Source organism: Kushneria aurantia DSM 21353 (assembly GCF_000382245.1).
GTDB lineage: Bacteria > Pseudomonadota > Gammaproteobacteria > Pseudomonadales > Halomonadaceae > Kushneria > Kushneria aurantia.
This window is the reverse complement of the sequence record NZ_KB907872.1, coordinates 55,696-82,485: the sequence shown is the minus strand read 5'-3', so window position 1 is coordinate 82,485 and position 26,790 is coordinate 55,696. Positions and strand designations below refer to the sequence as shown.

General features: G+C 64.8%; 27 protein-coding genes and 1 pseudogene. 7 read left to right on the top strand and 21 right to left on the bottom strand.

Features of this window, described 5'->3' with window-relative positions:
- Window positions 1-119 precede the first annotated feature (119 nt).
- From H146_RS0109605 to H146_RS21355, 4 genes are all read right to left on the bottom strand, one after another.
- The gene (locus tag H146_RS0109605; RefSeq protein WP_026351883.1) at window positions 120-1,106 is read right to left on the bottom strand and encodes a MucB/RseB C-terminal domain-containing protein; all 987 of its coding nucleotides are present in this window, start codon (window positions 1,104-1,106) and stop codon (window positions 120-122) included.
- Window positions 1,106-1,798 carry a sigma-E factor negative regulatory protein gene (locus H146_RS19005; RefSeq protein ID WP_083920832.1) on the bottom strand — a complete coding sequence of 231 codons (693 nt, stop codon included), beginning with the start codon at window positions 1,796-1,798 and terminating at the stop codon, window positions 1,106-1,108. The genes H146_RS0109605 and H146_RS19005 overlap by 1 nt, the downstream gene beginning before the upstream one ends.
- 108 nt (window positions 1,799-1,906) lie before the next feature.
- On the bottom strand, window positions 1,907-2,515 hold the full coding sequence (gene rpoE, locus H146_RS0109595; RefSeq protein ID WP_019951665.1) for an RNA polymerase sigma factor RpoE: 609 nt from the start codon (window positions 2,513-2,515) through the stop codon (window positions 1,907-1,909).
- Entirely contained in the window at window positions 2,516-2,746 is a 231-nt protein-coding gene (locus tag H146_RS21355) for a hypothetical protein (protein WP_156826766.1), read from the bottom strand.
- Window positions 2,747-2,826: 80 nt separating this feature from the next.
- Here H146_RS21355 and H146_RS0109590 point away from each other — a divergent pair, with 80 nt between their 5' ends.
- The gene (locus H146_RS0109590) at window positions 2,827-3,906 is read left to right on the top strand and encodes a 3-deoxy-7-phosphoheptulonate synthase (protein ID WP_019951664.1); all 1,080 of its coding nucleotides are present in this window, start codon (window positions 2,827-2,829) and stop codon (window positions 3,904-3,906) included.
- Window positions 3,907-4,022: 116 nt separating this feature from the next.
- Here H146_RS0109590 and dinG read toward each other — a convergent pair whose 3' ends face one another.
- Both dinG and H146_RS0109580 read right to left on the bottom strand, forming a co-directional pair.
- The gene (dinG, locus tag H146_RS0109585) at window positions 4,023-6,161 is read right to left on the bottom strand and encodes an ATP-dependent DNA helicase DinG (RefSeq protein WP_019951663.1); all 2,139 of its coding nucleotides are present in this window, start codon (window positions 6,159-6,161) and stop codon (window positions 4,023-4,025) included.
- Between the two features lie 49 nt (window positions 6,162-6,210).
- The gene (locus H146_RS0109580; protein WP_026351882.1) at window positions 6,211-7,527 is read right to left on the bottom strand and encodes a DEAD/DEAH box helicase; all 1,317 of its coding nucleotides are present in this window, start codon (window positions 7,525-7,527) and stop codon (window positions 6,211-6,213) included.
- Between the two features lie 259 nt (window positions 7,528-7,786).
- On the opposite strand from H146_RS0109580, the gene H146_RS0109575 reads away from it, so the two are divergent.
- Entirely contained in the window at window positions 7,787-8,020 is a 234-nt protein-coding gene (locus H146_RS0109575; protein ID WP_019951661.1) for a hypothetical protein, read from the top strand.
- Between the two features lie 18 nt (window positions 8,021-8,038).
- A complete protein-coding gene (gene xthA / locus H146_RS0109570) occupies window positions 8,039-8,854 on the top strand; it encodes an exodeoxyribonuclease III (RefSeq protein ID WP_019951660.1) in 816 nt (271 codons plus the stop codon).
- A gap of 36 nt (window positions 8,855-8,890) precedes the next feature.
- Here xthA and H146_RS0109565 read toward each other — a convergent pair whose 3' ends face one another.
- The 6 genes from H146_RS0109565 to H146_RS18995 are packed head-to-tail and all read right to left on the bottom strand — an operon-like array spanning window position 8,891 to window position 14,059.
- Complete coding sequence (locus H146_RS0109565) at window positions 8,891-10,147, bottom strand: hypothetical protein (RefSeq protein WP_169433471.1); 1,257 nt, start codon at window positions 10,145-10,147, stop codon at window positions 8,891-8,893.
- 20 nt (window positions 10,148-10,167) lie between these two features.
- Window positions 10,168-10,974 (bottom strand): energy transducer TonB, encoded by an 807-nt coding sequence (locus H146_RS0109560; protein ID WP_026351880.1) that lies wholly within the window; start codon window positions 10,972-10,974, stop codon window positions 10,168-10,170.
- Window positions 10,971-11,378 (bottom strand): ExbD/TolR family protein, encoded by a 408-nt coding sequence (locus tag H146_RS0109555; RefSeq protein WP_026351879.1) that lies wholly within the window; start codon window positions 11,376-11,378, stop codon window positions 10,971-10,973. Before H146_RS0109555 ends, H146_RS0109560 begins: the two co-directional genes overlap by 4 nt.
- Window positions 11,371-11,907, bottom strand: a complete 537-nt coding sequence (locus H146_RS0109550) for a MotA/TolQ/ExbB proton channel family protein (protein WP_019951656.1) — start codon at window positions 11,905-11,907, stop codon at window positions 11,371-11,373. The genes H146_RS0109555 and H146_RS0109550 overlap by 8 nt, the downstream gene beginning before the upstream one ends.
- Entirely contained in the window at window positions 11,904-13,295 is a 1,392-nt protein-coding gene (locus tag H146_RS19000; RefSeq protein WP_019951655.1) for a MotA/TolQ/ExbB proton channel family protein, read from the bottom strand. The genes H146_RS0109550 and H146_RS19000 overlap by 4 nt, the downstream gene beginning before the upstream one ends.
- A complete protein-coding gene (locus H146_RS18995) occupies window positions 13,292-14,059 on the bottom strand; it encodes a DUF3450 domain-containing protein (protein WP_019951654.1) in 768 nt (255 codons plus the stop codon). The genes H146_RS19000 and H146_RS18995 overlap by 4 nt, the downstream gene beginning before the upstream one ends.
- A gap of 187 nt (window positions 14,060-14,246) precedes the next feature.
- On the opposite strand from H146_RS18995, the pseudogene H146_RS22445 reads away from it, so the two are divergent.
- Both H146_RS22445 and brnA read left to right on the top strand, forming a co-directional pair.
- Window positions 14,247-14,381 (top strand): annotated as a pseudogene (locus H146_RS22445) (BrnT family toxin); the annotation flags it as partial.
- Window positions 14,368-14,583 (top strand): type II toxin-antitoxin system BrnA family antitoxin, encoded by a 216-nt coding sequence (gene brnA / locus H146_RS0109535; protein ID WP_019951653.1) that lies wholly within the window; start codon window positions 14,368-14,370, stop codon window positions 14,581-14,583. The pseudogene H146_RS22445 and the gene brnA, both read left to right, overlap by 14 nt.
- A gap of 90 nt (window positions 14,584-14,673) precedes the next feature.
- Here brnA and H146_RS0109530 read toward each other — a convergent pair whose 3' ends face one another.
- Together H146_RS0109530 and H146_RS0109525 are read right to left on the bottom strand one after the other, a co-directional pair.
- Window positions 14,674-15,609, bottom strand: a complete 936-nt coding sequence (locus H146_RS0109530; RefSeq protein ID WP_019951652.1) for an electron transfer flavoprotein subunit alpha/FixB family protein — start codon at window positions 15,607-15,609, stop codon at window positions 14,674-14,676.
- Window positions 15,606-16,358, bottom strand: a complete 753-nt coding sequence (locus H146_RS0109525) for an electron transfer flavoprotein subunit beta/FixA family protein (protein ID WP_019951651.1) — start codon at window positions 16,356-16,358, stop codon at window positions 15,606-15,608. Before H146_RS0109525 ends, H146_RS0109530 begins: the two co-directional genes overlap by 4 nt.
- Window positions 16,359-16,592: 234 nt before the next feature.
- Here H146_RS0109525 and H146_RS0109520 point away from each other — a divergent pair, with 234 nt between their 5' ends.
- On the top strand, window positions 16,593-18,236 hold the full coding sequence (locus H146_RS0109520; protein ID WP_026351878.1) for an electron transfer flavoprotein-ubiquinone oxidoreductase: 1,644 nt from the start codon (window positions 16,593-16,595) through the stop codon (window positions 18,234-18,236).
- Window positions 18,237-18,293: 57 nt separating this feature from the next.
- Here H146_RS0109520 and H146_RS0109515 read toward each other — a convergent pair whose 3' ends face one another.
- The 4 genes from H146_RS0109515 to H146_RS0109500 form a co-directional block, all read right to left on the bottom strand.
- The gene (locus H146_RS0109515) at window positions 18,294-19,124 is read right to left on the bottom strand and encodes a sulfurtransferase (RefSeq protein WP_019951649.1); all 831 of its coding nucleotides are present in this window, start codon (window positions 19,122-19,124) and stop codon (window positions 18,294-18,296) included.
- A gap of 15 nt (window positions 19,125-19,139) precedes the next feature.
- Window positions 19,140-21,320 carry an ATP-dependent helicase gene (locus H146_RS0109510; protein WP_019951648.1) on the bottom strand — a complete coding sequence of 727 codons (2,181 nt, stop codon included), beginning with the start codon at window positions 21,318-21,320 and terminating at the stop codon, window positions 19,140-19,142.
- A gap of 53 nt (window positions 21,321-21,373) precedes the next feature.
- Window positions 21,374-22,222, bottom strand: a complete 849-nt coding sequence (locus H146_RS0109505) for a TatD family hydrolase (protein WP_019951647.1) — start codon at window positions 22,220-22,222, stop codon at window positions 21,374-21,376.
- 185 nt (window positions 22,223-22,407) lie between these two features.
- Complete coding sequence (locus tag H146_RS0109500; protein WP_019951646.1) at window positions 22,408-22,740, bottom strand: PilZ domain-containing protein; 333 nt, start codon at window positions 22,738-22,740, stop codon at window positions 22,408-22,410.
- A 318-nt stretch (window positions 22,741-23,058) separates the two neighbouring features.
- Here H146_RS0109500 and H146_RS0109495 point away from each other — a divergent pair, with 318 nt between their 5' ends.
- On the top strand, window positions 23,059-24,105 hold the full coding sequence (locus H146_RS0109495; RefSeq protein ID WP_019951645.1) for a GGDEF domain-containing protein: 1,047 nt from the start codon (window positions 23,059-23,061) through the stop codon (window positions 24,103-24,105).
- 36 nt (window positions 24,106-24,141) lie between these two features.
- Here the strand turns inward: H146_RS0109495 and H146_RS0109490 are convergent, their stop codons facing one another.
- From H146_RS0109490 to mltG, 3 genes are read right to left on the bottom strand one after another with little or no spacing between them, the layout of a single operon-like run.
- A complete protein-coding gene (locus H146_RS0109490) occupies window positions 24,142-25,125 on the bottom strand; it encodes a DNA polymerase III subunit delta' (RefSeq protein ID WP_019951644.1) in 984 nt (327 codons plus the stop codon).
- 1 nt (window position 25,126) lies between these two features.
- A complete protein-coding gene (gene tmk / locus H146_RS0109485; RefSeq protein ID WP_019951643.1) occupies window positions 25,127-25,771 on the bottom strand; it encodes a dTMP kinase in 645 nt (214 codons plus the stop codon).
- On the bottom strand, window positions 25,768-26,781 hold the full coding sequence (gene mltG / locus H146_RS0109480; RefSeq protein ID WP_019951642.1) for an endolytic transglycosylase MltG: 1,014 nt from the start codon (window positions 26,779-26,781) through the stop codon (window positions 25,768-25,770). Before mltG ends, tmk begins: the two co-directional genes overlap by 4 nt.
- Between the last annotated feature and the right edge of the window lie 9 nt (window positions 26,782-26,790).

Below are 26,790 nucleotides of genomic sequence, written 5' to 3'. Positions count from 1 at the left end.
TGCGATGTGTCATGCGGCTTCGCAACGCCTGACTCGCACGACACTATCTTCATTGACCCACGGTGCAGGCGCCGGGTTCCGGTCTTCAGTTAAAAAAAAGTTTTTGGATCGACCGGCTGCTAGCGCCAGTCGACGCCGGCAACCACACGGCTCAGCACACCGGCGGGAATCGCTCCCACCGCAATGATCTGATGTTCGCCGCCGCCATGCTCTGCACGCCGCGCGGCGGCACGAAAGTTGCCCAGCCTGTGAACACCTTCGCGCAGCGCAACAGACTCACTGACAGGTGCAATAAAAATACTCAGGGTCGCCAGACCATCACTGTAGAGTTGGCGCTCGACTTCGACACCACCGAGTTCGACACTGCTCTGCGCCGGCTGGCGATAAAATCCCTGCGGCAGCCACTGCGGTTGCCACCCCATCGACGTCATAGCGGCCTGATCGGCACTGCTGCCGATATCCACGCTGCCCTCGATGCGTACCAGTGAATCGAGACGCACGATCTGTACGGTATCCATCGCCTGACCGTTACCGTCAAGCAACTGCTGGCGCAGCGGCAGCCCACTGGCCAGATCAACCCACAGGCGATGAGGAAAACGCTGATCGTCGCGCGGCTGGATGTCGAGCACCAGCGCCTGACGACCCGCCACCACATCCCGGGCAACCATCTGAAAATCGTAAAGTTCGGCCAGCCGGTCGACGGTGGCGTTTATTGAAGCGGGGTGGTGGTCACCGGCACCGCCGATCCACCATGGCGCAGACTGCCCGCCGTGCTCATCGATGCTTTCGGCGCGACCGTCGAGATACTGTATGTGCTGCTTTTCGTGACCGTCGGCATCGACACGCTGTTCGACAAGAAAGGTGCGCAACGAGCCCATCCCCAGACGTAGCCCGACGGCCTGAAAACCATAGCAGTGCTGCGCGACCAGACTGCGCCGAAACCATGCTTTGGCACTGTCTTCGGGCTGCTGATCCAGCTGCTGACAGTCGATACTGGTGTCGGCTTCACCCTCTCCGACGGAAGCCTCTTCCTGTGACGCAGAGACCGGCGGCACCGACGCCAGCAACGCGACGCTCACCAGCGAAATGCAAAACCACTGCCGCATTACCTGGCAGCTCTCTGCGCATCGCCACCAAAGTCGCCCGGCACCTGAATACCGGACATCCAGGCGTTGCTGCGCTGGCCGGCCTGTTCGACATGGCGATCAAGATAGCTCTCCAGCACCTGCGCCTGCTGACGATCATTGCGAGAAGAGTCCTGAGCGCCCGGGGCAGTAAACCACGATGTGCGCGCACCGATCGGCATCACGGCGCCGCTGTCACCGCCGCGAAAGGCAGCCAGTGACGCCATCGAGCCGTCGCTGCCGACCATGCCGACACCTTCACGCGATGGCAGGGTGCCCGAAGCCAGTTCGCCGCCGGCAGCAGGTACGCTTTCAACACCGCTATTGGCACGATAGACCTGAACGCCGGTCATCACCATCAGGCTGACCGCTGCCGCAATGGCGGCGTTGCCCATGAAGGAAAAGGGAGAAGATCGTCGTGTCTCCGACTGCTGGGCAACTTCGGGGACCAGCGACTCCGTTTCGATACGCTCACGAACGGCCGCCGAGATATCGACGCCGACATCAATGGCACGCTCACCGCGTATCAGACTGCTCGCGACGTGGTAGCGCCGCCAGCTATCAGCCTCGTCGGGAGCCTCTTCAGTCAGCGATTTCAAAAGCCTGCGAGTCTCGAATTCGCTGCTTTCTCCATCCATCAATGCACAAAGGGATTCCCGTACTCTCTGATTCATAGCCTGACATCCTCAAACCGGTCGTGACGCACTGTCACCCTGTCGTAGACAACGCGACATCGCACAAGTTTACTCACCGCGCTTCATCTTTCGGCGAACCGACCTTAACTACTGCTGCTCACGCACCAGATCTTCTTCCTGCTCCGGATACATCAGCGGTCGAATACGATTGTCGACCGCTTCCCGGGCACGAAAAATGCGCGAACGCACCGTTCCTACCGGGCACTGCATGATGCCGGCGATCTCCTCATAGGAGAGACCGTCGAACTCACGCAGGGTGATCGCTGTACGCAGATCCTCGGGGAGGTTTTCGATGGTTTCGAATACCACGCGCTCGAGCTGATCGCGGGCGATCGCCGACTCCGGCGTCTCGATATCCGCCAGCCGGCCGCTCTGATCAAGCACCTCGGCATCACTGATATCCATGTCGCTGCCCGGTGGTCGACGCCCCTTCGATACCAGATAGTTTTTGGCCGTATTGATCGCGATACGATACATCCAGGTATAAAAGGCGCTTTCGTTGCGAAAACGGCCCAGTGCCCGGTAAGCCTTGATGAAGGCTTCCTGGGCAACGTCCTGTGCCTCTGAATGATCCTGAACGTAACGGCCAACCAGTCCCAGCACCTTGTGCTGATATTTGCGCACCAGCAGATCAAAGGCACGGCTATCGCCCTTCTGCGCTCGTTCAACCAACTGGTGGTCGGTTTCCTTCCCCATTCACAATCCCCCGCAACAGCAGGGAACACGCCCCGGCAGCCGTTTCTTCAGATCACATAAAAAATAACCAAAACACGATACTGTCATCATGATCTGACATTTCCGGTTCCGGATGCCGACAATGTGCTGTTCCCGTTTATCCATGTTCCATTCCGCACCGTCGTCACGGCCGGCGGAAATCTCCGGAGCCTGTTTGCCCCTTTTGACCACAACATGCATCCCGAGTTCCATGATAGTATCAACTTCCCTTCAGGGGCCGATTCAAAGCGGCCCAACACTGCTTTATCAAGGTCTGCCCGGATAGCGCGCTCATGTCACAGCAACAGGTCAATAATCTCAACGTCCTGTCCCAGGATGTGCTGATCACTCCCGAAGCCCTCAAGGGAGAAATTCCACTTTCACAGCAAGCCGAACAGACGGTGATCGACAGTCGTCGCACCATCGAGCGCATTCTATGCGGCGAGGATCCGCGGCTGCTGGTCGTCATCGGCCCCTGCTCGATCCATGATACCGAAGCGGCGCGCGACTATGCGCGTCGACTGCGCGAACTGGCCGAACGGGTCAGCGATTCGCTGTTCATCGTCATGCGGGTCTACTTCGAAAAGCCACGCACCACCACCGGCTGGAAGGGGCTGATCAACGATCCTCACCTCAATGACTCCTTCGATATCGAATACGGCCTGCGTGTCGCCCGCGGACTGCTGACGGAGCTGTGTGAGATGGGCCTACCGCTGGCCACCGAGGCGCTCGACCCCATTTCACCGCAGTACCTGCAGGACTGCATCAGCTGGTCGGCAATCGGCGCCCGCACCACCGAGTCGCAGACTCACCGCGAAATGGCCTCCGGTCTCTCCGGGCCGGTCGGTTTCAAGAACGGTACCGATGGCAGTCTCGACGTGGCGATCAATGCCCTGCGCTCGGTGGCCTCGGGACACAACTTCCTGGGTATCGATCAACAGGGCCAGGTGGCAGTGATCCGTACGCGCGGTAACGCCAACGCCCACGTGGTACTACGCGGCGGTAACGGCAAGCCCAACTACGACAGCGTCAGTGTGGCACTGGCCGAACAGGAGCTCTCCGGCGCCGGTCTGCGTGCCAACATCATGGTCGACTGCTCCCACGCCAACTCCAACAAGGACCCGGCGCTGCAGCCGCTGGTGGTCGACAACATCATGCAGCAGATCCTGGAGGGCAACGCCTCCATCATGGGTCTGATGATCGAGTCGCACCTGCACTGGGGCGCGCAGAAGCTCACCGACGATCCGAGCCGGCTGGAGTACGGTGTCTCCATCACCGACGCCTGCATCGACTGGGAAACCACCGAGCGGGTGCTGCTGGAAGCCAACGACAAGCTGCGCGACACCCTCGCCTCGCGTCAGCGCCACGCCTGAGGCATTCGGGCAGCCAGCCTGGCAACGCCGGAGGGCCCGATCCGATGATCGGGCCCTCCGGCGTTATTACGACTGTCGCGGCCAGTAGCGGCAACCGGTACGACGCATGTCGGGGGTCACGACGCCAGCGATTCGACGCCCTCGATTTCACGCCGAAACGGCGGCAGCGCATCCAGCAGCGCGCGTCCGTAGCGGCGCGTCAGCACGCGGCGGTCAAGCAGCGTGATGCGGCCGCTGTCGACCTCCTTGCGAATCAGCCGACCACAGGCCTGCACCAGCCGAATCGAGGCGTCCGGCACTGAAATGCGCATGAAAGGATTGCCGCCGCAGGACTCGATCCACTCCGCCAGCGTCGCCCCCACCGGGTCGTCCGGCACCGAAAACGGCAGCCGGGTGATCACCACATGGGTCAGATAGTCACCGGGTAGATCGATACCCTCGGCGAAGCTCGCCAGCCCCAGAATAATGCTGCCCTCGCCGTCGTCGATACGCTGACGGTGGCGCTCGATCAGTTCACTGCGGGGCATCTCCTCCTGTGACAGCACCCGTTCGGCGCAGTCGTCATCCAGCCGTGCCGCCACCGCGCGCAACTGCTTGCGCGAGGAGAACAGCACCAGTGCCGCTTCGCGCTCATCCAGCCCCTCGATGAAATCGACGATCGCCCGCTCGTGACTGTCGCGATCGCCCGGGTCGACCGCCTCGCGCGGCACCGACAGCACCGCGCGGGAGTAGTCGAACGGGCTCGGCAGCACCTGATAGCGATAGCGATTGGCCAGCCCGGCGCGCTCCTGCAGACGATCGAAGCGGCCCAGCGCGGTCAGCGTTGCAGAGGTCAGCACGGCGCCGAAACAGCTGCCCCACAGCGTTTGCGCCAGGGTTGCGGCGGCGCTCACCGGGCTGGCCGAGAAGATGACTTCGGCTTCACCGCCGCGCTGCTCGAAGGTCAGCCAGCGCGCCTGGGGTGCCTCGCCGGCGGGGTCCTCGGCGGCAAACGCCTGCCATAGCGCGTGCGCCTCCAGCGCGCGACCGTGCAGCAGCGCCACCAGCGGCAGCCAGGCCTCCGCCTGCTCACGCGCCAGCCCGGTCGCCTTGTCCGGGTCGAGGCTCTCGCGCAGGATATCGCTGATGCTTTCAAGGTGACGTGACAGCTCGGCGAAGGGCGTGGTCAGCGCCGTCGCCACCTCGCGCAGCGGCTCGGGTGGCCGGCCCGCGGCAAAACGGTGGTTGAGGCTGTCGTGCTCCTCGGGACGCTGATCGACGCAGGACTGCGCCATGCGAAAGGCCTCGCCAAGGCGCGGCTCGATCGCCGCCAGCAGCTCGGGAAACTGCCCCAGCAGCCGCGCCACCGTAGGCTGTACGCCCAGCGCGGTGTTGAGCTCAGTGAGGGATTTCTTCAGCTGACCCAGCCAGCGCATCGCGGCGTTGACGCCCTGGCGATGATAGAAGTGCTCCAGCGCCTTGTCGGGCAGGTGATGCGCCTCGTCGAAGACATAGATGCTCTCCTTCGGCGCCGGCAGTACCACGCCGCCGCCCAGCGACAGATCGGCCAGCACCAGATCGTGGTTGGCGACGATGACATCGGCCTCGTCCATGCCGCGCCGGGCGCGGAAAAAGGCGCAGGCGCCGAAGTGGCCGCAGCGACGGTTGGTACACTGGCGGTGATCGACCGTCAATTGCCGCCACTGGCGGTCGGGAATCGCCCGCGGCCAGCTATCGCGGTCACCCTGCCAGCGGCCGCTGCCGTAGGCCTCGGCCAGTTCACGGGCCAGCTCGCCGATCTCCTCGCCGCTGGAGGCCAGATGCTGCTCGAACATCGACATCGTGGGGTTCTGCTCGGCGCCGTCCATCAGTTGATCGAGCTTCGCCACACAGACGTAGCGCCCGCGCCCCTTGGCCAGCGCATAGTCGAAGTCGAGGCCGCTGTGGCGTTTGAGCATCGGCAGATCCTGATTGAGCACCTGCTCCTGCAAGGCCACCGTGGCGGTAGAGACGATCAGCCGCTTGCCGCGCGCGCGGGCAATGGGCAGCGCAGCGAGCAGATAGGCCAGCGTCTTGCCGGTACCGGTGCCGGCTTCCAGCACGCAGACATGCTCACGACTCTGCCGCCGCCCCTGCTCGTCGGCCTCGATATCGCCCAGCGTGCGGGCGATCTCGGCCATCATCAGACGCTGACCGTAGCGCGGCTTGAGCGAGCGTGCCTCGATCACGCTGCGGTAGGCGCTCTGGATCTCGTTTTTCAGCGTCTCGTCGAGCAAGGCCGTTCACCTGCGAGGCCGCACTGCGGCCGATGAAATTGCATACCGCTCAGTCGTCGCCGAGCAGATGCGCCGGTGGCTGCTGGCAGGGCAGGCTGTCCTTGATGAAGCCTTCGATCTCGGGCAGCGCATAGGCGTCCTCCTCGCCCACGAAGCTGATCGAAGTGCCCCGGGCGCCAGCGCGTCCGGTACGCCCGATACGGTGGACGTAGTCCTCCGGGTCCTCCGGCAGGGTGTAGTTGATGACGTGGCTGACGTCGCTGATATGAATGCCGCGGCCGGCCACGTCGGTTGCCACCAGCACTGCGACTTCGCCGTCGCGGAACTGCTCGAGGGTTTTCAGGCGCAGGCGCTGCGGCACATCGCCGGACAGCATCGCCACGTTGATACCGGCACTGCGCAGCCGCTCGTCGAGGCTCTTGACCAGATCGCGACGGTTGGCGAACACCATCACCCGCTCGAGCCGTTCGCGCTCGATCAGCCGGCGCAGAATGGTGAACTTCTCGGCGTCGCTCACCAGGTAGACGCGCTGATCGATATTGGGCGCGGTCGAGGTGTCGGTCTCGATCTCGACATGGGCCGGCTGGTGGGTCCACTGGGCGGCAAGGTTGAGAATGTCCTGCGTGAAAGTCGCCGAGAACAGGAAGGTCTGGCGCTCGGCGCTTTTCGGCGTAGCACCGATGATCCGCTTGACGTCGGGAATAAAGCCCATCGACAGCATGCGATCGGCTTCATCGAGCACCAGCACTTCGACCTGGCTCAGATCGACATCGCGCTTCTGATGAAAATCGAGCAGCCGGCCCGGCGTGGCCACCAGCATGTCGATCTTCTTCTCGAGCTTCGAACGCTGCTTCTGATAGTCCATGCCACCGACCGCACTCGCCACCTTCAGCGGGGTATAGCGCATCAGCGCTTTGGCATCCTTTTCGATCTGCAGGGCCAGTTCACGGGTCGGCGCGATGATCAGCGCTCGCGGCGCACCTGGCTTTTGACCGTCGGGCGCCTCCTCTTCCAGAAAGTAGGCCAGAATCGAAATCAGAAAGGCGGCTGTCTTGCCGGTGCCGGTCTGCGCCTTGCCGACCACATCGCCGCCCAGCAGCGCATGTTTGAGGGATTCGGCCTGAATCGGCGTGCAGTAATGAAATTCCTGCTCGGCAATCGCCTGCATCAGCGTGCGAGGCAGCTCAAAATCCTGAAATCGCCACTTGCCCGCCACCGGCGCTACTTCCGGCAGCGCCTTCTGGTGGGCAGCCTGCTGAGTGCGATTGCTGCGCCCTGGCTTGCGCCGACGCCGCTTGGGTCGGCGGTTGTGCTCACTGTTATCTGCCGACGGCTGGGTCGGCTGCGAGTTTTCCGACTCACTCATGAAATGCGATCGCTCCGGGTTGAAGTGGATAGCGCCGAGGCTGGGGCCGGAACGCGCGTTGCGCGGCATCGGCGGTGGCAAGGTGGGCAGCCACATCGCCCCGGTCGAAGTGATTGTATCATTTACGACTGCCGGGGTCCGCCCTCGCCAGCGGCACTCATCCTCGGCACTGACTGTCGGCAACGGCGGGCCAATAGCGCCGCAAATTGTTAACATGGCGTCATTCATCGATATCGGGCAAGCCCCGTCAGGAGCCGACATGACCCGCAGGAAAAAGACCCGCTCGCTGGCCGACAGGGTGACCCTGCGCACCGGCAAGCGCAAGGACTACCGCCGCTGGCGCCACGACAACCCGGATGAGGTGCAGTCATCGCCGCGCTACGTCAGCAAAAAGCGCAACCAGCGCAAGGCGCAGGCGGCGCGCAAGCAGTCGCGCCACGATGACGCCCCCGTTCTACCGCTGCACGGCGAACACCATAACAACGACCACTGACCCCCGATAGGGATAGACATGCGTCTGGTTTCATTCAACATCAACGGTATACGCGCCCGCCAGCATCAACTCGAGGCACTGGTTGAAGCCCACGCCCCCGATGTCATCGGCCTGCAGGAGACCAAGGTACAGGACAGCGAGTTTCCGCTGGAGGCGATCAGCGGCCTTGGCTACCACGTCCACTACTACGGCCAGAAAGGACACTACGGCGTGGCACTGCTGACCCGCGAGGCGCCGCTTGCCGTGCATTACGGCCTGCCCGGCGACAGCGACGACGCCCAGCGGCGCATGATCGCGGTCAGGCTGGCGACCCCGGCCGGCGAGTTGACCGTGTTCAATGGCTACTTTCCACAGGGCGAGAACATCGCGCACGCCACCAAGTTTCCCTACAAACGCGACTTCTACGAGCAACTCTCACGCCACCTGGAGCAGGATTACAGCAGCGATCAGCTGGTCGCGGTGATGGGTGACTTCAACATCTCACCGCGTGATATTGACATCGGTATCGGCGAGTCGGCGCGCAAGCGCTGGCTGCGCGAGGGCAAGACCAGCTTCCAGCCCGAGGAGCGCGAGTGGCTGGCGCGGCTGGAAAACTGGGGGCTGGAAGACAGCTACAGACACTGTCACCCCGCTGTCGACGACTATTTCAGCTGGTTCGATTACCGCTCAAAGGGCTTCGAGCGCGACCCCAAACGGGGACTGCGTATCGACTACATCCTCGCCAGCCGGGCGCTGGCCGGATATGTCAGCGATGCCGGTATCGACTACCCGCTGCGCGCCATGGAAAAACCCTCCGACCACGCCCCGGTGTGGACACAGCTGTCACTGGGGTAAACGGGCGCTACCCTTGCGGCGTGGCGAAAGCTGGCGTCACGACGCCCTTTCCGGCGAGGCGGATGGCGATCCGCTCGCCTCTGTTGCCAGCAGCGCCAGCCACTGCTGCGCCCGCACGGCGCTGTCGTCGTAGCTACTGGCGCTTGTGAAAGCCTGTCGGGCGTCGCTGATCTGTCCCATCTCATAGGCCGCAACGCCCTCCATCAGGGCCAACTGACCGGGGGTGTCACTACCCAGTTGGCGAGCGCGTGCCAGACCCTGCCGGGCACGCTCCCAGGCTCCCCAGCCGTAGGCCAGCTCGCCCAGTTGCTGCCAGTCGCCGGGGGCGTTGCTGCGTTCGGCGAGCTGACGCCAGGCGTCGAGCGCCTTTTCGCGTTCGCGCGCCTTTGCCCAGGCGCGTGCCAGCAAACGCCGATTGTCGAGGCTGTCTTCGATCTGCCCGGTCTCCAGCGCCTGCGCCAGAATCTCACCGGCGCGCGCCGGGGTGCCGCCGTCGAGATGCAGCCTGGCGCGCGTCAGCAGCGCCTCCGGCCCGCTCAACACACCGCGCTGCCAGCCCGCCTCCCACAGCGCGGCGGCCCGCCCGTTGGCCCCCAGCCGCTGGTAGAGCGCCACGGTCTGGCGCCAGCGCTCGGGATCATCGCGATGCCCCGTCAGCTGCGCCTCGGCGATGGGCCCGGCCCTGTCCAGCTGACCGCTTTGCTGATAGACGGTTGCCGCCAGCGACAGGTGATCATCACTCGGCGAGGAGTCACGCCCGCGCGCCGCCTCGACCCAGTCGAGTGCCTGTGACCACTGTTCCAGGCGGGCGTGCAGCTGTGCCCCCAACCACAGGTCCTCGATCGGCAGCTGCGCCTGGCCACGCCAGCGGTCGAACAACTCGGCAGCGCGGGAGAGCTCTCCGGCCTGTAGCCGCAGCCGCGCCTCGCGGGTCAGCCACTCCAGCCGGTTGGCGTAGGGTGCGGCAGCGACGCCGCGCGCCCGGCCCAACAGATCCGCCGCTTCACCGGGGTTGCCCAGGTGGCGTGCCGCGCTGGCAGCCAGCTGCAGATAGAGCGCCCGCGACCACTGTTCGGCGCCACTGCTGCCGGCGTCGGCCGCGCGCGAACGGGCACTCTCCAGCACCCGGGCATAGTCGCCGCTTTCAAGCTGGCGCTCGAGCGTACGCAGGCGGTCGACGCTGCTCTGCGACAGCGCCGGCCCTTGCGCCAGCACCGGAGTCGCCAGCGTCAACGCCAACCCGATGGCCAGGGCCTTGAGCAGCCGCCTTGCGGTAGCTGACGGTGTCCGCAACGCTATCCATCCCATGCGCTTCACCTCAATTGGAAAACAACGCGCTGACGGGTACGCGCCGGCGCATCACGGGGTTGAAAGCGCCACTGCTGCGCCGCCTCGCGCGCCGAGCGCTCAAAAACGCCCTGCGGCTCGGCGTCGATAACACGAATCGAGTCGGCGGCCACGCTGCCGTCACGGCGAATGGTGAACTCCATCTCGACAAAACCCTGCTGGCCACGCCGCCGCGCGCGCATCGGGTAGCTGGGCTGCACACGGTTGGTAGGGCGGGCGTCGACCATACCACCACCCTGTGACCGGGTCGCTCCCTGCGGCGTACCACCGCTGCGCTCTCCCGGCTGGCGACTCTGCTGATTGCCCTGGGTCGAAGGGGTCGGCGTCGTTTGTGGCTGCGGCGACGGACTCGGTTGCGGATCGGGCCGGGGCGTCGGTTGCGGTTCGGGTTGCGGTTCGGGTTGCGGTTCGGGTTCGGGCTGTTCAACCTCCAGCTCCGGAAGCGCATCGTCCATCGCCGTCTCGGTCACCTGTGGCTCGGCCACCTCGCGCTGCGCAAGCTGTATCGCGCTCTGTGCACGCTCTGCAGGCTGTGGCGCCGGGGTCGGTCGCGCCGGAGCTGCCGGCGGCGGCGGTGGTGGAGCTGCAGCGCTCATCGCCGGACTGTTCTGCTGCGCCTCGGCGGGGACGGCGACATCATCGACCATCGCCATGGTCATCCGCTCCTGCTGCTCGATCTGCCGCTCAGGCGGCGCCACCAGCAGCGCCAGTCCCCAGAACAGCAGCAGGGCAAGCACCAGTGCGCCGACCAGCGCCAGCGCCCTGCCCATCATTCGCCCCCCGGCGATGCCGCCACCGCCACGTTATCGACGCCCGCCTGGCGGATGCGATCCAGCGTCTGAATCAACAGGCCGGTCTGCGAGGCGCGGTCAGCCTGGATCACCACACTGCCCTCGCCGTCGGGCAGCGCCGCACGCACCCGCTCGCCGACGCTATCACTGTCGACCGCCTGGCCATCGACCCACACCGCCCCTTCCGGCGTGATCGCCACCAGAACTTGGGTATCGGGGCGCTCGCTCGCCTGGCTCGCCTCGGGGCGCTCGATTTCGACGCCACTTTCACGCACAAAGCTGGTAGTGACGATGAAAAAAATCAGCATGATGAAGACCACATCCAGCATCGGCGTCAGATCGACGCCGGTCGTCTCCTCCTGCATTTGGCTGCGGCGTCTACGCATTGTCGGCCTCCGTGGCGCGCGTCAGGCGGTCGTGAAGGCGCTGATCCTCGCGCCTGACAACCTGTTCAAAACGGCTGGTGAACAGAATACCGACCACCGCCACCGCCATGCCGGCAAGCGTCGGCAGCGTGGCGCGAGCGACACCGTCGGAGAGGCTGCGTGCCTGAGCAACACCGGTGACGGTGAGACTGTCGAAGACCTGGATCATGCCGGTCACCGTGCCCACCAGCCCCAGCAGCGGGCAGAGCGCAACCAGCAGCTTGAGCCACGGCAGCGACACGCGCAGCGCTTCGATCAGCTCGCCACACCAGCATTCGCGCAGCGTGCGTGCACTCCAGCTGACATGCTCGGAACGCGCCTGCCAGCGCCGAATAAGCGCACGGCGCTGGCGTCGATAGCGCAGTCGCCAATAGATCAGCCGCTCCAGCGCCAGCGCGAACAGCAGTACCGCAGTGGCGGCGATCACCACCAGCACCGGCCCGCCGGCATACACCAGCCGGGTAATGGGCTGCGACACCATCTCGATCATGACGGGCTACCGTGGCGCCGAGCCTCTTTTTCGTACTCGTGATGCTGGGCATCGAGGCGGTCGGCAAGCCGGGCACTGGCGTGGCGCTCGAGCAGATTCATCAGGCGCCGGCTGCGACTGGTCAGCGCGGTATTGGCAAACAGCAGCGGGATCGCCGCCACCAGCCCCAGCACGGTGGTCACCAGTGCCTGACTGATGCCGCCGGCCATCATCTGCGGGTCGCCGCTGCCGAAAATGGTGATCGCCTGAAACGTGCCGATCATGCCGCTGACGGTACCCAGAAGCCCCATCAGGGGCGCAATGGCGGCGATCACTCGCACCACGGCCTGACCACGCTCGAGCGCCGGCTGCTCGGCCAGCAGGGTTTCATCAAGGCGCGCCTCCAGCACCTCCGGTTCATGGTAGCGCTCACCGCTGAAGCGCTTGAGTACGCGACCCAGCGGATTGTCATCGCGTAGATGGTCAAGGTCGCGCAGCTGATGGCGGGTGCGCGCCCCGACCAGCAGCAGCCAGATGAACTGCGCCAGCGCCATCAGCAGCCCCAGCGCTCCCAGCGCGAGGGTGATATAGCCGATCACGCCGCCCTGAGCGATACGCTCACGAAGGCTCGGCTGCTGCGCCAGGGCTCTCAACACCTCACCGTCGGTGGGATCGAACACCATGGTGTGGCCATCGCCACTGGCCAGTGCCGCCAGCTCGGAAGCGGCGCTCGAAGGCGTGTTTTCGGCGACCGCCAGCGGCTCATCAGCACGGGGTAGGCGCAGCAGACTGTTACCGCTGAAAGCGCTGACGCCCCCCAGTCGCACCACCGGTCGCGGTGCGATATCGCCATCGCTGCCGGCTACCGGCAGCTCGTTGCGCTCGGCATCGGCGCTGCGCGCGATCAGCCGCGACATGGCATCGCTGAAGCGGCTCAGATCGCTACTAGCGGGAATCGCATTCTCTTCCAGCTGCGGCAGGCCGCTGGCGTTGCGGCCGATCATCAGCCAACTGCCGCTCAGGTCATTGTCGATGGCGTTGACGCTGTTACGCAGCGTCTCGACCATCGGCTGTAGATCCTCACCCTCGTCGCCGCTGCGACGCTGATTGATGTCGTCGATCGCCTGCTGCTGCGACTGCTGACGCTGCTCCAGCGTTTCACGGCGCTGCTCGGCGGCCTGCTGGCGCGCCTGCGCCTGTTCGACCGCCTGCTCCAGCTGCCGGCGGTCATCCAGCAGGCTCTCCAGCCGTGCCATATCGCGCTGGCGAGCCTGCTCGGCGGCCTGTTCGAAATCGGCAATCACCCGGTCGAGGTTATTGGCGCTATTCTGCGACGCTGCCAGCGCCGGCTGCAGCGATGGCAGCAGCGCGGCCGTCACAAGGGCTGTACGCAGTGCGGCACGGATCATGACGACGACTCCTGCTGCGGCGCGCTCGGCTGCCGCTGGCGGCCGTCACGGATCTCCACCGACAGCGGCAGCGACAGCAGTTCGGGGCTGCGCTGTTCGTTGGCAATGCGAATCCCCTGCCCGACCGCGCTGCGCTGGCTGCTGTCAAGTGGCTGCCACTGTCCTTCCGCGCTTTGCCAGACGCCCCCCTGCTGACCGTTGGGGCTCAGGTAGTAAAAGCCCACGCGCCCCACGCGTAGATACTGCACCTCGCGGTCACTGTCAGTGCCGACCAGCCGGCCGCGCCAGCTGTCCATTTCACGGCCGTAGTTCAACTCGGTGCGCCACACCGACAGCAGCTGCTCGAGACGATCGGCGGCGGGTATCGAGGTGTCGGTTACGGTCTGTTCGAGGCTGTCGAGTCGCGCAAGGCGCTCGTCGCGGCGAAACGGCATATCCGCCTCGACCAGCGCCCGCAGCCGCGACACCATCTGCGTCAGTTGGTCGGGCAGCGCCGCTCGGGTCTCGTCCAGTGAATCGAGCGCCTGCTGCTGGCGCTCGATGCGCGCCTGCTGCTCATTGAGCGTCGTGGCAAGCTGCTGGTTATAGCGTTCGAGACGCTGTGCCGAGTCGCGTGCGCTGCGCAGTTGCTCAATGAGCGCCTGCGTCTCGTCGTCGGCGCTGTCGATGCGGCGCTGAATCTCGCTCTGCTGCTGCTGAGCATCGATGCTCTCGTCAACCAGACTGTCGCTGGCGTTCTCACTGGCATGGGCGGGTAACGCCAAAGCACATAACAGAGAGGCAACGAAGCCCTGTAAGCGGTGTAAATAGCGGTGGGTCCTCACATGAGTCTCCGGCAAGGGTCACGAATAGCAGCAGGCCACCCGAACGGGCGCCCGGATGAGGTGCCACGAAGTTAATACAAACAGGAATGGTTATCAATGACATTGATATAACCGCTCGAAGCGGGAGACAAAAATCCAGCAATTCGGCATGATCGACGCTAGACACTGGGCCGCGGTTTGCACCTACAGAGATTCGGGAATACGCCTCATCTCGGTACGTCGCGCCCGACAAAAGGAGATCGAACACTATGAAAGCGACTGAATTCGAACGCCGCTTCGATGACGGCGAGGATATGACCGGGGCACTCGATTGGGAACACGCCCGGCGGCCCAATATCGAGAGCAAAAGAGTGAATGTCGACTTCCCTGCCTGGGTCGTCACCGGACTGGATCAACAGGCTCGTCGACTTGGCATCAGCCGTCAGGCGCTTATCAAGATATGGATTGCCGAACGCTTGACATAGACGTCATCCTTCGACACCGCAGCACAGAACAGGGCCTCACTTGCGTTCAAGCCCTGTATCGCGCTTCGTGATTCTGCAACCCGGCTGTTTCTACAGCTTGCGCTCGAGCTCCGGCAGCGCCTCGAAAAGATCCGCCACCAGACCGTAGTCGGCAACCTGAAAAATGGGCGCCTCTTCATCACTGTTGATGGCCACGATCACCTTCGAGTCCTTCATGCCGGCCAGATGCTGAACGGCACCGGAGATACCGGCAGCAATATAGAGCTCCGGTGCCACCATCCTGCCGGTCTGCCCTACCTGCAGGTCGTTGGGCACGTAGCCGGCATCGACCGCTGCACGCGAGGCCCCCACCGCCGCGTCCAGACGATCGGCCAGGGCTTCGATCAATCGAAAGTTCTCGGCACTGCCCAGCCCGCGACCGCCGGAGACGATAACCCGCGCGCCACCCAGCTCGGGGCGCTCACCCTCGGCCAGCTGCTCACTGACAAAGCGCGCCAGCCGCTGGTCACCGGTGCTGGCTGCGTTTGCCACATCTACCCCATCCTGCTCACCGACCGGCTCGAAGGCGGTGGGACGCACGGTAACGACTTTCCTGTCGTCGAGACTGCGCACAGTGGCCACCACACTGCCGGCGTAAATGGGCCGCACGAAGGTGTCCGGCGACTCGACGGCGATAATGTCCGAGACCTGACCGACGCCCAGCAGCGCCGCCACACGCGGCATCAGGCTGCGCCCGCCGGTAGTCGAAGCGCTCAGCAGATGGCTGTAGGGCCCGGCCAGCGACTGGATCAGCGCCGCGGTGTTTTCCGCCAGCAGATGATCAAAGGCGCTGTCCTCGACACAGATCACAGCGGCCACGCCTTCCAGCCGGGCGGCCTGCTGCGCCGCCTGCGAGGCCTGACTGCCAACCACCAGCAGGTCGATCGGCGCGCCGATCCCGGCTGCCGCCGCCACCACACGTGCCACGGCGGCGGAGAGCCGGCCATCGATCTGTTCGGCGACAACCAGTGTCCTTGCTTCGCTCATGGAATCACCTTCGCTTCATTTCTGAGCCTGTCGATCAGTTCATCCACCGAATGAACGCGCACCCCGGCCTGACGCTCGGCCGGCAACTCGACTTTCACAAGTTCCTGCCGAGGCGTGACGTCGACGCCCAGTTCGGCGGCATCGAGCGCTTCGATGGGACGCTTTTTGGCCTTCATGATGGCAGGCAGACGCGCATAGCGCGGCTCGTTGAGACGCAGATCGGCGGTGACCACCGCCGGCAGCGACATCGCCAGCGTTTCCAGACCGGCATCGATCTCGCGGGTAACGCTGAGGGTATCGCCGTCTATCTTGATGCTGGAAGCAAAGGTCGCCTGCGCCATGCCGACCAGCGCCGCCAGCATGGGGCCGGTCTGGCTGCTGTCACTGTCGATCGACTGTTTGCCCAGCAGCACCAGCCGCGGCGCTTCGCGCTCGACCACCGCAGCCAGCGTCTTTGCCGCGGCAAAGGAGTCGATGCGCCCTTCGGCGCTGACATGAATGGCGCGGTCGGCACCCAGCGCCATGGCGGTGCGCAGCTGCTCCTGCACCGCCTTGTCACCGATCGATACCACTATGACCTCACTGGCGATGCCCTGCTCTTTCAGCCGGATGGCTTCCTCGAGGGCGATCTCGCAGAAGGGATTCATGGCCATTTTGGCGTGGGTGAGATCCACATCGCTGTGGTCTTCGCGCACCCGGACGCGAACGTTGTAGTCGATAACGCGCTTGATAGCGACGAGTACTTTCATTGCTTCCTCATGGTGTCCTGCGACGCCGCCGACTTGAAGGCGGCGGGATTGGGCCCGAGGCGCGACAGTGCGATAATAGCGGGTTATTGGCGCGCAGCCGGGCACCGTTGCGATCTATTCTCATCAGTGTAACACGCCCACCGCCGGACAGCATGACATGCCGAGGTTGCGCGTACCCGGAACCACTGCCGGGTCGCTACAGGAGTGCTTTTTTGATGGACGGAGTCTTTTTCAATGGATAGAGAGTCCATGTCGTTCGACGTGGTGATCGTGGGTGCCGGCGTGGCCGGTCTGTCGGCGGCCTGTCGGCTGATGCAGTACGCCGCCGAACAGCAGCGTGAACTCAGCGTCTGTGTGCTGGAGAAAGGTGCCGAGGTCGGGGCCCATATCCTCTCCGGCGCCGCTTTCGATCCCTCGGCGCTGAACCGACTGTTCCCCGACTGGCATCAGCGCGGCGCGCCGCTGCACGTTGCCGCCAGTCAGGATGAAATCCTCTATCTGCGCGACAGCCGGCGTGCGCTGCGCTTTCCCGAGGCGCTGGTACCGCCCTCGATGCTCAATCGGGGCAGCTATCTGATCAGCGCCGCCGACCTGTGCCGCTGGCTGGCCGAACAGGCCGAAGCGCTGGGCGTGGATATCTTCCCCGGCTTTCCCGCCCAGCAGCTGATGTTTGGCGAGCAGGGCCAAGTGACCGGCGTGATTACCGGCGATATGGGCCTTGACCGCGCCGGCAACGAAAAGGCCGGCTTCGAGCCCGGCATCGAACTCCACGGCCGCTACACGCTCTTTGCCGAGGGCTCGCGGGGGCATCTCGGCAAGCAGCTGATCGAACGCTTCGACCTTGCCGCCGGCAGAGACCCACAGCACTACGCCATCGGCCTCAAGGAGCTGTGGCAGGTGCCCGAGGAGAACCATCAGCCGGGGCTGGTCATCCACTCTGCCGGCTGGCCGCTGGGTCGCAATACCCAGGGTGGCAGCTTTCTTTATCACGGCGCCGAGCGCCAGGTGATGGTAGGCCTGATCGTCGACCTGGCCTACGACAACCCCTGGCTGTCGCCTTTCGACGAGTTTCAGCGCCTCAAGCACCATCCGACACTCGCGCAGCATCTCGCCGGCGGTGAGCGTCTCGCTTTCGGCGCCCGCTCGATCACCAAGGGCGGGCTCAACAGCCTGCCGGAGATGGTCTTTCCCGGCGGCCTGCTGATCGGCTGCGACGCCGGCACCCTCGATTTTTCCCGTATCAAGGGGCTGCATAGCGCCATGGGCTCCGCCATGGACGCCGCCGAAACGGTCGCCGAGGCGCTGACCGCCGGCGACGCGGGCGGCCAGCGGCTGACCGCCTTCAACGAGCGCTTCAGGGCCGGCGAGACATACGCCGAACTGGCTCGCCAGCGTAATTTCGGCCCTGCCATGCACCGTTTCGGGATGCTCGGCGGTGGCGCCTGGAGCTGGCTGGACCAGAAGCTGGGCGGGCGTCTGCCGCGGCTGCGCGACCCGCAACCGGACCATCAGCGGCTGCGCCCCGCCAGCGACATGCCGAAGATCGACTATCCGCATCCGGATGGCGTGCTCTCCTTCGACAAACCCTCGTCGGTCTATCTCTCCAATACGAATCACGAGGAGAATCAGCCCTGCCATCTACGCCTGGAGAACGAACGGGTACCGATCGAGGTCAACCTGCCCCGCTACGCCGAGCCGGCGCAGCGCTACTGCCCGGTGAGTGTCTACGAAATAGAGGAGCACAGCGACGGGCCGGTGTTTCGCATCAACTTCCAGAACTGCATTCACTGCAAGACATGCGATATCAAGGACCCGTCGCAGAACATCCGCTGGGTACCGCCGGAGGGCGGCGGCGGACCGGGCTACCCGAACATGTAGCAGCGCAGGTGGCGACTTCGAACGCGCCGCCACACGCCCGCCCGACGTGGCCGAAGCTCAGTGGCCGGTGGCCAGCGGTCTCTCGGGATCGCTGCTCCATTCGCTCCACGAACCGGGATAGAGCCGCGGCAGCGGCCGTCCCAGCGCCGCATGGGCAAGAATGATCATGCAGGCGGAGACGCCTGAGCCGCAGTAGGCGATGCTCGACTGCCCGGTGGCAGGAATCAGCTGCGCCAGCGCATCGCTGGCGGCAACACAGTTGCGTTCGTCGAGCAGTGACGACGCCGGCAGGTTGGCCGCACCGGGAATGTGGCCGGCACGGCTGTCGACCGGCTCCTCCTCGCCGGCAAAGCGTGCCGCACCGCGAGCATCGAGCAGCAGCGCCTCGCCCTCGGCAACCTCCTCGGCGGTGGCGATCATCTGCGCTTGAAAATCACACTGCCAGTCGCTGACCTCATGGACACGCGGCTCGCGACTCTCCAGCGGGCCGCCCTCGGCCTGCCATACCTGAATGCCGCCGTTGAGCACATAAACATCGTCGTGACCGGCCCACTTGAGCATCCACCAGGCGCGCGCTGCCGCCAGCTGGCCGCCGAGATCGTCATAGACCACCACCCGCGTCTGTGGGGTAATGCCCCACTGCTGCAACTGGCGCTGCCACTGCTGCGGTGCGGGTAGCGGATGGCGACCGCCGTTGGCGCCCGCCGGCGGCGCCGACAGATGGTGGTCAACGCTTGCGTGGAAGGCACCGGGAATATGGCCTTCGTTATAAAAGCGTCGGCCGGCGTCGGGGTCGGCAAGCCTTGCCCGACAGTCCAGGATCACCAGCGGCGTATCGCCGCGCTGCCACATCAACAGGTTGGTGACATCGGTAAGGGCTGTGGTCATGGCAACTCCTTGTCTTCAATCCACGCGCTCGATCGGTGCGCGGGATGCAATCAGCCGGCGTCGACCGGCTGCGTTGAACTGCACGTCGAGGACGCAGCGTTCGCGCTCGCCCTCGACGCCCTCGATGGTGCCTTCACCGAATACCGCATGGCGAAGGTGTTCACCCGGCTGCCAGTGGGCGCCGGCGTTCAGCGCCATCGCCTCACGGGTGGCAGCGCAGGCGTTCAGCCACTGGTCGGCGCCGATCTGGCGCAGATAGCGATTGACCAGCGCCGGCTCGCCGACCTCGACCGTCCCCTGCGTTCGCTCATCGAGCGCACGGCCGAGGCGATCGCACTGCTGCCAGGCGCTCTCCTCGACAAAACGGCTGGGCCGGCGGCCGGCACGATCGGAGAGCAGCAGCAGGTGCTCGCGGGCGCGGGTAATGGCAACATAGTAAAGGCGCCGCTCCTCCTCCAGACTGGCGGACGTCAGCGGATTATCCCGCGAATAGAGGGGAAAATCTTCCTCGTTGAGGCCGGAAACCGCCACCAGCGGCCACTCCAGCCCCTTGGCGCCATGCACGGTGGAGAGCAGTACGCCGGGGCCGCGGTCGATCACCGGGTCGCGCAGCAGGGCGATGAAAGCGTCCGGGTCATCGGCCAGTTCACCGGCCTGCTCGATCAGTACGTCGAGCAGACGCACATCCTCCTCGCCCTTCTCACGGCGGGCCGCGGCACGGCGCAGCAGCTTCTCGGCATCGAGCGTCTCGACCACGTGGGCAAGAATCTCCGCCGGTGGCCTGTCGCCCATCTGTGTCAGCTCACGCAGCAGTGCCCAGCGTTTTTTGAGATTGCGTTTCTGAAACGGCTTGAGGCCACTCAGCGCGGTGTGCTGATCGGGCCAGCGGCCGCGTCGCGCCAGCTCGTCGGTCAGCGGCGCCAGCAACTCACGGCTGACAAAGGTGCCCGGTTGGGTGTAGAGCAGCAGCAGATGTTCAGCGTCGCCAAGCAGCCCGGGGCGCCGCGCCAGCTCAAGATAGCCGGCCAGCGCGCGCACCAGCGGCAGTCGAAAGACAAAACGCTCCTCGCGGCCCAGCTGAAAGGGAATGTCCTCGCGCAGCAGGCGCAGCTGAATGGGCACGCTGAGCGCCCAGCTGCGCACCAGCACGGCGCACTCCGACAGCGCCCGGCCGCCGTGCTGCCACTGCCGCAGCAGTGCCACCAGCCGTTCGACACCGCTGTCGCGCTCGATACGGGTCAGCGGGTTATCCGGCGCCGAGAGGGTCAGTTGATCGCCGCCGTCGGGGTTGGCGCGAATGGCGTGGTTGGCCATCAGCGATAGCCCATGACCGTGGCGAAAGGTCCAACTGAGCGGATAGTCGACCGGCGCGCCGAACAGTCGCTCGAAGCGCGCCTTCATGGCGTCGGGGCGCGCACCGCGCCACTCGTAGATGCACTGGCGAGCGTCGCCCACCGCCATCACGCTGGCGCTCTGCCCCGCCAGCATGGCCAACAGCCGCAGCTGCACCTCGTTGATGTCCTGATACTCGTCGACGATGATGTGATCAAGCCGCCCCTGCAGGCGCTCACGCGCCTGTTCATCGCGATGCAGGGCGCGCAGCGGGCGAAACAGCAGATCGGCCCAGCTCATCACCCCACGGTCGTGCATCTGGCGCTCGATCGCCATGAAGGCGTCGGGGAAATGGCGCGTCTCGCTACCGAAATCGCCGCGCTCATAAAGCTGCTGCGGCGACACACACTCCGCCTTGACCAGATCGCAGAACTGTAAAAGCGCTTCGATGCGCTCCTCCTCGAGCGCCATGGCGAGCTGCTCGGGCTCGTCGGCCAGATGATGCTGCAGCACCTGGCGCGCCAGTCGCTCACGCTGCCACTCACCCTCCAGCAACTGACGCGGCGGTAGCGCGCCCCAGCGGGTCAGGGTGCGCCCCAGCCGCAGGCCGATCGAGTGAAAGGTGCGCACCTGCGGCAGCGCACCGCCGTCGGGCGCCAACGTCGACAGCCGCGCGGCGAAATCCTCCCGTGCGGCACGGTTGAACATCAGCACCAGGATGCGTGACGGCTCGACGCCGCGTTCGAGCAGGCGAGCGACCCGCGCCACCATGGTGGCGGTCTTGCCGGCGCCGGCAACGGCGAACACCCTGGCGTGGCCGTCGCCGTGCTCCACTACGGCGCGCTGCTGATCGGTGAGCTGCATTTACTGCCCCTCGTCGGCGTCGAAGGGCACCGAGCGCTGCAACGGCGTGTCACTCATGCGCCCAACGGCTCGCGTAGCGCCGGATCCTGCGGCACCGCGCGGGAAAAAAGGCGATAAAAGTTGGCGGTGGTCTGCATCGCTACTTCATCGAGACTGATGCCGCGTTCGGCGGCGATGGTGCGCGCCACTTCGATGACATGTGCCGGCTCGTTGGCCCTGCCGCGATACGGCACCGGCGCCAGCCAGGGGGAGTCGGTCTCGATCAGCAGACGGTCGAGCGGCACCAGACGCGCCAGCTCGCGCACGCCTTCGGCACTGGCGAAGGTGACGATGCCGGACAGCGAGATCATCAGGCCCATGCCCACGGCACGCCGCGCCATGTCGAGATCCTCGGTGAAACAGTGCAATACACCGCCCACTGCGGGATCGAGATGGCGGGCGATCATGTCGAGCGTTTCTTCTTTAGCCTCGCGGGTGTGGACGCTGACCGGCAGTTCGGCCTCGCGGGCGGCGCGCAGGTGGTTGTCGAAACGCGCCAGCTGCACGTCGCGCGGGATACGCGGCTGGCCCTCGGCGTCGAGGCAGAAGTCGAGACCGATCTCACCGACCACCACCGGCTCGAAACGCGCGATGGCGCTGCGAATATCATCAAGCGACGGCTCGATTGCGGGAGTATGCAGCGGGTGCGTACCAACGCCGAAGCAAACGTCGTCGTGGCGGCGCGCCAACGCTACCAGGCCGGGCACGCCGTCGAGATCGGTGGCCACGGCCAGAAAGGCGCCCACACCGCTTGCGCGAGCACGGACCAGTATGTCGTCGACCTCGCCGCTGGCGGGGTCAAGGCGATCAAGGTGACAGTGGGAATCCACCAGCCGGGAAGTCGGGGAGAGCTGCTGCGCCATTAAATGTCGTCTCCGGCAAACGCCCTTCGGGCGCCGCATGGGGGATGGGCGGTTCAATGGCGAGGCATTATCGCAGATTGCCCACTGGGACGCCCAGCACTGGCGTTGTATGGCAGGGATTTATCGGCCTAACAATCAAGATAACGGTATAAATAACCTCTGAATACTGCCTACAAGCGCTGCGTTCAGAGTGTATAGCTGCGCATCGTATCCGGCGGCGCCTCGGTCAGCAGCGCTTCGATGCGCACGCGCAGCGGCTGTTCCTCGGCATCCAGATGTATGCCGATCCCCGGCGTGCGGCGGCCGGTCATACCCACCGGGGAGACCCAGGCGACCACGCCGGAAACCGGGCGACGCTCCTGCTCGCCGGGCAGACTCAGCAGCAGATAGACCCGCTGACCAAGGTGAAAGGCATCACGCGTCGGCATGAAAAGCCCCCCGTTTTCCAACTGCGGCATCCAGCTCGCGCCAAGGGTTTCAATATCGTCCAGGGCGAGCGAGAGGGCACGAGTGGTCATGGGTGGCTCCAGAGCGAAATAGCGTGACACCACCATTATCGGCGATGAGGGGCGAAAATGGAGGGCAGTACACCAACGCGGCCGGATAGCGTCGGAGCATGCGGTTGAGGCACATTGTCGCATTGCCGTCGGCACCGGAAGTGCACAGGATAGAGGCGAAATTTCCCGGTGATGGTTCTGGAGAAACTTTTGACTCCCCACCAGCGACGGCGTTCTCCGGCTCCCGAGTTCCTGTCACAGTTTACAGGCAATCGCTTGCGACTACTCTCGGTGATACAGGATACGTTAACCAGCCGAAACCATTCGCGGGATTTCAGGGTGACCCGCGGCGACTATCTGCGCAATCGCGTCCTGCTGGTTGCCGTCGTCTTCACGCTGTTGACGCCGCTATGGGGCGTCGTTGATCTGCTGATTACACCGGCCTCGATCCACACTTCTCTCCTGCTGGCGCGCCTCGCCATGATCGGTGCCTTCATACTGGTGATCGTACGCGGCCGGCGCAGTGCCACCGGTCTGAATGGCATACGTCATCTGCTCGCCACACTGATCCTGACGCCGGCACTGTTCTATCTGCTGGTGCTACTGATACTGGGGGATCACGTCAACAAGCAGCTGTTCGGCTACAGTTTTACCCCCTTCCTGCTGATCGCCTTTCTCAGCGTCTTTCCGTTGACGCTGATAGAGAGTCTGGGACTGGGGCTGATTCTGATTGCACTGGAAGTTTTTTCCCAGTACATCAATGGTCTGATTTTCACCGGCGAAGGCTGGCAGGATCTGTGGCTGATGTGTCTACTGTTGATCATCTCGCTATGGGCCAACTTTTCGGCCATCACTTCTCTGCTGCGGCTGTATCGTCAGGCCAGTCAGGATCCACTGACAGGACTCCTGAATCGCGGCGTGCTGATGGTCGACCTCGCCAGGCTGATCGATAGACTGCACTCGGATCACAGGGGAAGGTGCGTCACGCACTCCCTGACGCTGTTGATGCTGGATCTGGACCGCTTCAAAAGAATCAATGACCTCCATGGTCACTCTACCGGCGATCAGGTACTGAAGCGTTTTGCCAACATTCTGCGCGAGGAGTCGCGCAAAACGGATATCCTGGCACGCTATGGCGGCGAGGAGTTCATCGTCGCCCTGCCGGGCACCGTGCGCAAGAACGCCATACAGGTGGCGGAACGCATTCGAAAGCGCTGCGAAAACTGCAGCGTGCGCAGCCTGAACGGTCAGGATGTGAACTTCACCACCAGTATCGGGGTGGCCGAACTGCGCCGGGAGGAGAATATCGAAACGCTGCTGGAGCGTGTCGACGCTCGCCTCTATGCGGCCAAGGCGCAGGGCCGCAACCTTGTGGTAACAACCTGATGCCGACCCTCGATGGGCGCGCGCCGCTCGTCACGCTCAGGAGCGCAGCAGGGTCGCCCAGCGTATCAGCCACGACTCCAGCGCCAGCTGAGCATTGGGATTGCCGCCGCTGCTCAGCAGGCGACGCTGTTCATGGGCATAGTCGAGCAGGCGAAACCAGTCGCGCACTCGGCCATTCTTGATCGCCTGGCGATAGAGCGGCATCAGGTCGCTGTTGCGCACCCGCTCGCTCTGCGCCGTGGTGCCCAGTCGGATCAGATCCTCAAGCCATGAAATGCCGTGCCACAGGATTTCGCTCAGCGCACGGCTGTCCATGCGCGCCGCTTCGGCCACCGGATCGCCGCCGCGCATCATGGACTCGAACTGTTCACGCAGCTGCTGGCGCAGTTTGCGCGCCTCCGGAGCGGCCAGCTGGCGGGCCAGCAGCGGCCGGTTGCCGGCCACCCGCAGCCAGAAATGCGCCTGTTCGCTGTCTTCCAACTCACCGGCCAGCCAGTCGAGCGCCACGCTTTCGTCGGGCAGCGGGTGACGCCACTGCTGGCAGCGGCTGCGAATGGTGGGCAGGGTGCGCGACGGCAGGTCGCTGTGCACAATGAACAGGGTATTGGCGCCGGGCTCCTCGAGGCTCTTGAGCAGGGCGTTGGCGGCCGCCGTGGTCATCGCCTCGGCGGGGCCCAGGTTGATCAGACGGTAGCCGCCCTGCTGCGCGGTCTGGGCCGCGAAGGCGTTGATCTCGCGCACCGCATCGATACCGATCTGCCTGCCCTTCTCGCGCGGCGCGATCTCCAGCAGGTCCGGGTGGTAACCGGCGCGCAGCATGCGGCAGGCGTGGCACTCACCGCAGGCGGTATCGCCCGGGCGGCTACACAGTTTGAGCGCTATCAGCGCCTGCGCCAGACGCTCCTTGCCCAGCCCCGAAGGACCACTGAGCATCAGCGCATGCGGCAGGCGATCGCGGCGCGAAATAGCGAGCAGCTGCTGCCAGATACCATGCTGCCAGGGCCAGGGGGTCAGTTCCATATCAATCGGTCATTGCCGGCAAACGACTGTCGATTATCGCGCCGATATCGGCCTGTACCGCCGCCAGCGACCGATCCGCATCGACACGTACAATGCGTTCGGGGTCACCCTCGGCGCGCTGTCGATAGCCGTCGCGCACCTTTTCGAAGAAGTCGCCGCGCTGGCGCTCAAAGCGGTCGGCGTCGCCGCCGCGCAGCGACAGCCGCGCCGAAGCCCGCCCTACCGGCATGTCGAGCCACAGGGTCAGGTCAGGTTTGAGCCCCCGCTGAGACAGCGCTTCCAGCTGCGCAATCACGTTCGGATCGAGGCCGCGGGCACTACCCTGATAGGCAAAAGTGGCGTCGGTAAAGCGGTCGCTGACCACCCAGGCGCCGCGCGCCAGCGCCGGGCGAATCAGCCGCGCCAGATGCTGGGCGCGGGCGGCGAACATCAGCAACAGCTCGGCGGTCTCGTCGAGGGGGTCGTCGTCATCGGCGCTCAGCAGTAGCTCGCGAATGCGCTCGGCACCGGGTGTACCGCCGGGCTCACGAGTGGCGACCACCTCAAGACCGCGGCGGCGCAAACGCTCGCAGACGAAATCAAGATTGGTACTCTTGCCCACCCCTTCGCTTCCTTCCAGGGTGATAAAGCGCCCGGGCAGACTCAAGGACTCTCTCCCTCGCCGAGAATATAGCGCCGCACGGCGGCGTTGTGCTCGGCCAGCGTATCGGAAAACTGATGCTCGCCGTTACCACGAGCGACGAAATAGAGGGCGCTGCCCGCGGCGGGATGCACCGCAGCCTCCAGCGCGGCGCGCCCCGGCAGAGCGATCGGCGTCGGCGGCAGACCGCTGATCACGTAAGTGTTCCAATCGGTGCGGCGCTCGAGATCGGCACGCGACAGCGAACCGTCGTAATCCTCGCCCAGGCCATAAATAACGGTGGGGTCGGTCTGCAGACGCATACCGCGCTCCAGCCGCCGCTTGAACACACCGGCAATGCGCGAGCGCTCCGCGGCAACGCCGGTCTCCTTTTCAATCAGAGAAGCGAGAATCAGTGCCTCATAGGGCGTATCGATGGGCAGATCGTCGTCGCGGCTCTGCCACACCTCACGCAGCACGCTCGCCATGCGATCATAGGCACGCTGGAAAATTTCCATATCGCTCACACCGCGACGCCAGACATAGGTGTCAGGGAAAAAGCGCCCCTCGGGAAGCTCCCCTTCGTGACCCAGCGCGGTCATGAGCTCGGCATCGCTCATGTCACGGGTTTCGTGGTCGAGAGCTTCGGCATCGCCCAGCAGACGGCGCATGTCGGCGAAGGTGCGGCCTTCAGGAACGGTCAACCGATAGGTCACGACATCGTTGCTGGAGAGTTTGGCCAGCAGTTGAGCGGCATTCATGCCCGGCTCGAGACGGAACTCCCCGGCGCGCAGACCGCGCAGACGCTGCGGTTCGAACACGCCCAGCAACTGATAGGGCCACTGAGCGGCGATGATACCGCGCGCCTCGAGTTCGGCAATAATCTGCGAGGCGCCCATACCGGGGCGCACCTCGTAGACTTCACTCGCTGACAGTGCAATGGGCGCATCCAGCTGCTGCTGCCAGTACAGCCAGCCGGCGATCGCCCCCCCGGCCGCTACCACAAGCGCCAAAAGCGCCGCCTTGATCCATCGCATTACGGGCCC

What these genes read in the sequence shown, in the direction of transcription:
- H146_RS0109605 (WP_026351883.1), bottom strand. Translation starts at nt 1,106, where the DNA reads ATGCGGCAGTGGTTTTGCATTTCGCTGGTGAGCGTCGCGTTGCTGGCG.
- H146_RS19005 (WP_083920832.1), bottom strand. Translation starts at nt 1,798, where the DNA reads ATGAATCAGAGAGTACGGGAATCCCTTTGTGCATTGATGGATGGAGAA.
- rpoE (WP_019951665.1), bottom strand. Translation starts at nt 2,515, where the DNA reads ATGGGGAAGGAAACCGACCACCAGTTGGTTGAACGAGCGCAGAAGGGC.
- H146_RS21355 (WP_156826766.1), bottom strand. Translation starts at nt 2,746, where the DNA reads ATGGAACTCGGGATGCATGTTGTGGTCAAAAGGGGCAAACAGGCTCCG.
- H146_RS0109590 (WP_019951664.1), top strand. Translation starts at nt 2,827, where the DNA reads ATGTCACAGCAACAGGTCAATAATCTCAACGTCCTGTCCCAGGATGTG.
- H146_RS0109580 (WP_026351882.1), bottom strand. Translation starts at nt 7,527, where the DNA reads ATGAGTGAGTCGGAAAACTCGCAGCCGACCCAGCCGTCGGCAGATAAC.
- H146_RS0109575 (WP_019951661.1), top strand. Translation starts at nt 7,787, where the DNA reads ATGACCCGCAGGAAAAAGACCCGCTCGCTGGCCGACAGGGTGACCCTG.
- xthA (WP_019951660.1), top strand. Translation starts at nt 8,039, where the DNA reads ATGCGTCTGGTTTCATTCAACATCAACGGTATACGCGCCCGCCAGCAT.
- H146_RS0109560 (WP_026351880.1), bottom strand. Translation starts at nt 10,974, where the DNA reads ATGATGGGCAGGGCGCTGGCGCTGGTCGGCGCACTGGTGCTTGCCCTG.
- H146_RS0109555 (WP_026351879.1), bottom strand. Translation starts at nt 11,378, where the DNA reads ATGCGTAGACGCCGCAGCCAAATGCAGGAGGAGACGACCGGCGTCGAT.
- H146_RS0109550 (WP_019951656.1), bottom strand. Translation starts at nt 11,907, where the DNA reads ATGATCGAGATGGTGTCGCAGCCCATTACCCGGCTGGTGTATGCCGGC.
- H146_RS19000 (WP_019951655.1), bottom strand. Translation starts at nt 13,295, where the DNA reads ATGATCCGTGCCGCACTGCGTACAGCCCTTGTGACGGCCGCGCTGCTG.
- brnA (WP_019951653.1), top strand. Translation starts at nt 14,368, where the DNA reads ATGAAAGCGACTGAATTCGAACGCCGCTTCGATGACGGCGAGGATATG.
- H146_RS0109530 (WP_019951652.1), bottom strand. Translation starts at nt 15,609, where the DNA reads ATGAGCGAAGCAAGGACACTGGTTGTCGCCGAACAGATCGATGGCCGG.
- H146_RS0109525 (WP_019951651.1), bottom strand. Translation starts at nt 16,358, where the DNA reads ATGAAAGTACTCGTCGCTATCAAGCGCGTTATCGACTACAACGTTCGC.
- H146_RS0109520 (WP_026351878.1), top strand. Translation starts at nt 16,593, where the DNA reads ATGGATAGAGAGTCCATGTCGTTCGACGTGGTGATCGTGGGTGCCGGC.
- H146_RS0109515 (WP_019951649.1), bottom strand. Translation starts at nt 19,124, where the DNA reads ATGACCACAGCCCTTACCGATGTCACCAACCTGTTGATGTGGCAGCGC.
- H146_RS0109510 (WP_019951648.1), bottom strand. Translation starts at nt 21,320, where the DNA reads ATGCAGCTCACCGATCAGCAGCGCGCCGTAGTGGAGCACGGCGACGGC.
- H146_RS0109505 (WP_019951647.1), bottom strand. Translation starts at nt 22,222, where the DNA reads ATGGCGCAGCAGCTCTCCCCGACTTCCCGGCTGGTGGATTCCCACTGT.
- H146_RS0109500 (WP_019951646.1), bottom strand. Translation starts at nt 22,740, where the DNA reads ATGACCACTCGTGCCCTCTCGCTCGCCCTGGACGATATTGAAACCCTT.
- H146_RS0109490 (WP_019951644.1), bottom strand. Translation starts at nt 25,125, where the DNA reads ATGGAACTGACCCCCTGGCCCTGGCAGCATGGTATCTGGCAGCAGCTG.
- mltG (WP_019951642.1), bottom strand. Translation starts at nt 26,781, where the DNA reads ATGCGATGGATCAAGGCGGCGCTTTTGGCGCTTGTGGTAGCGGCCGGG.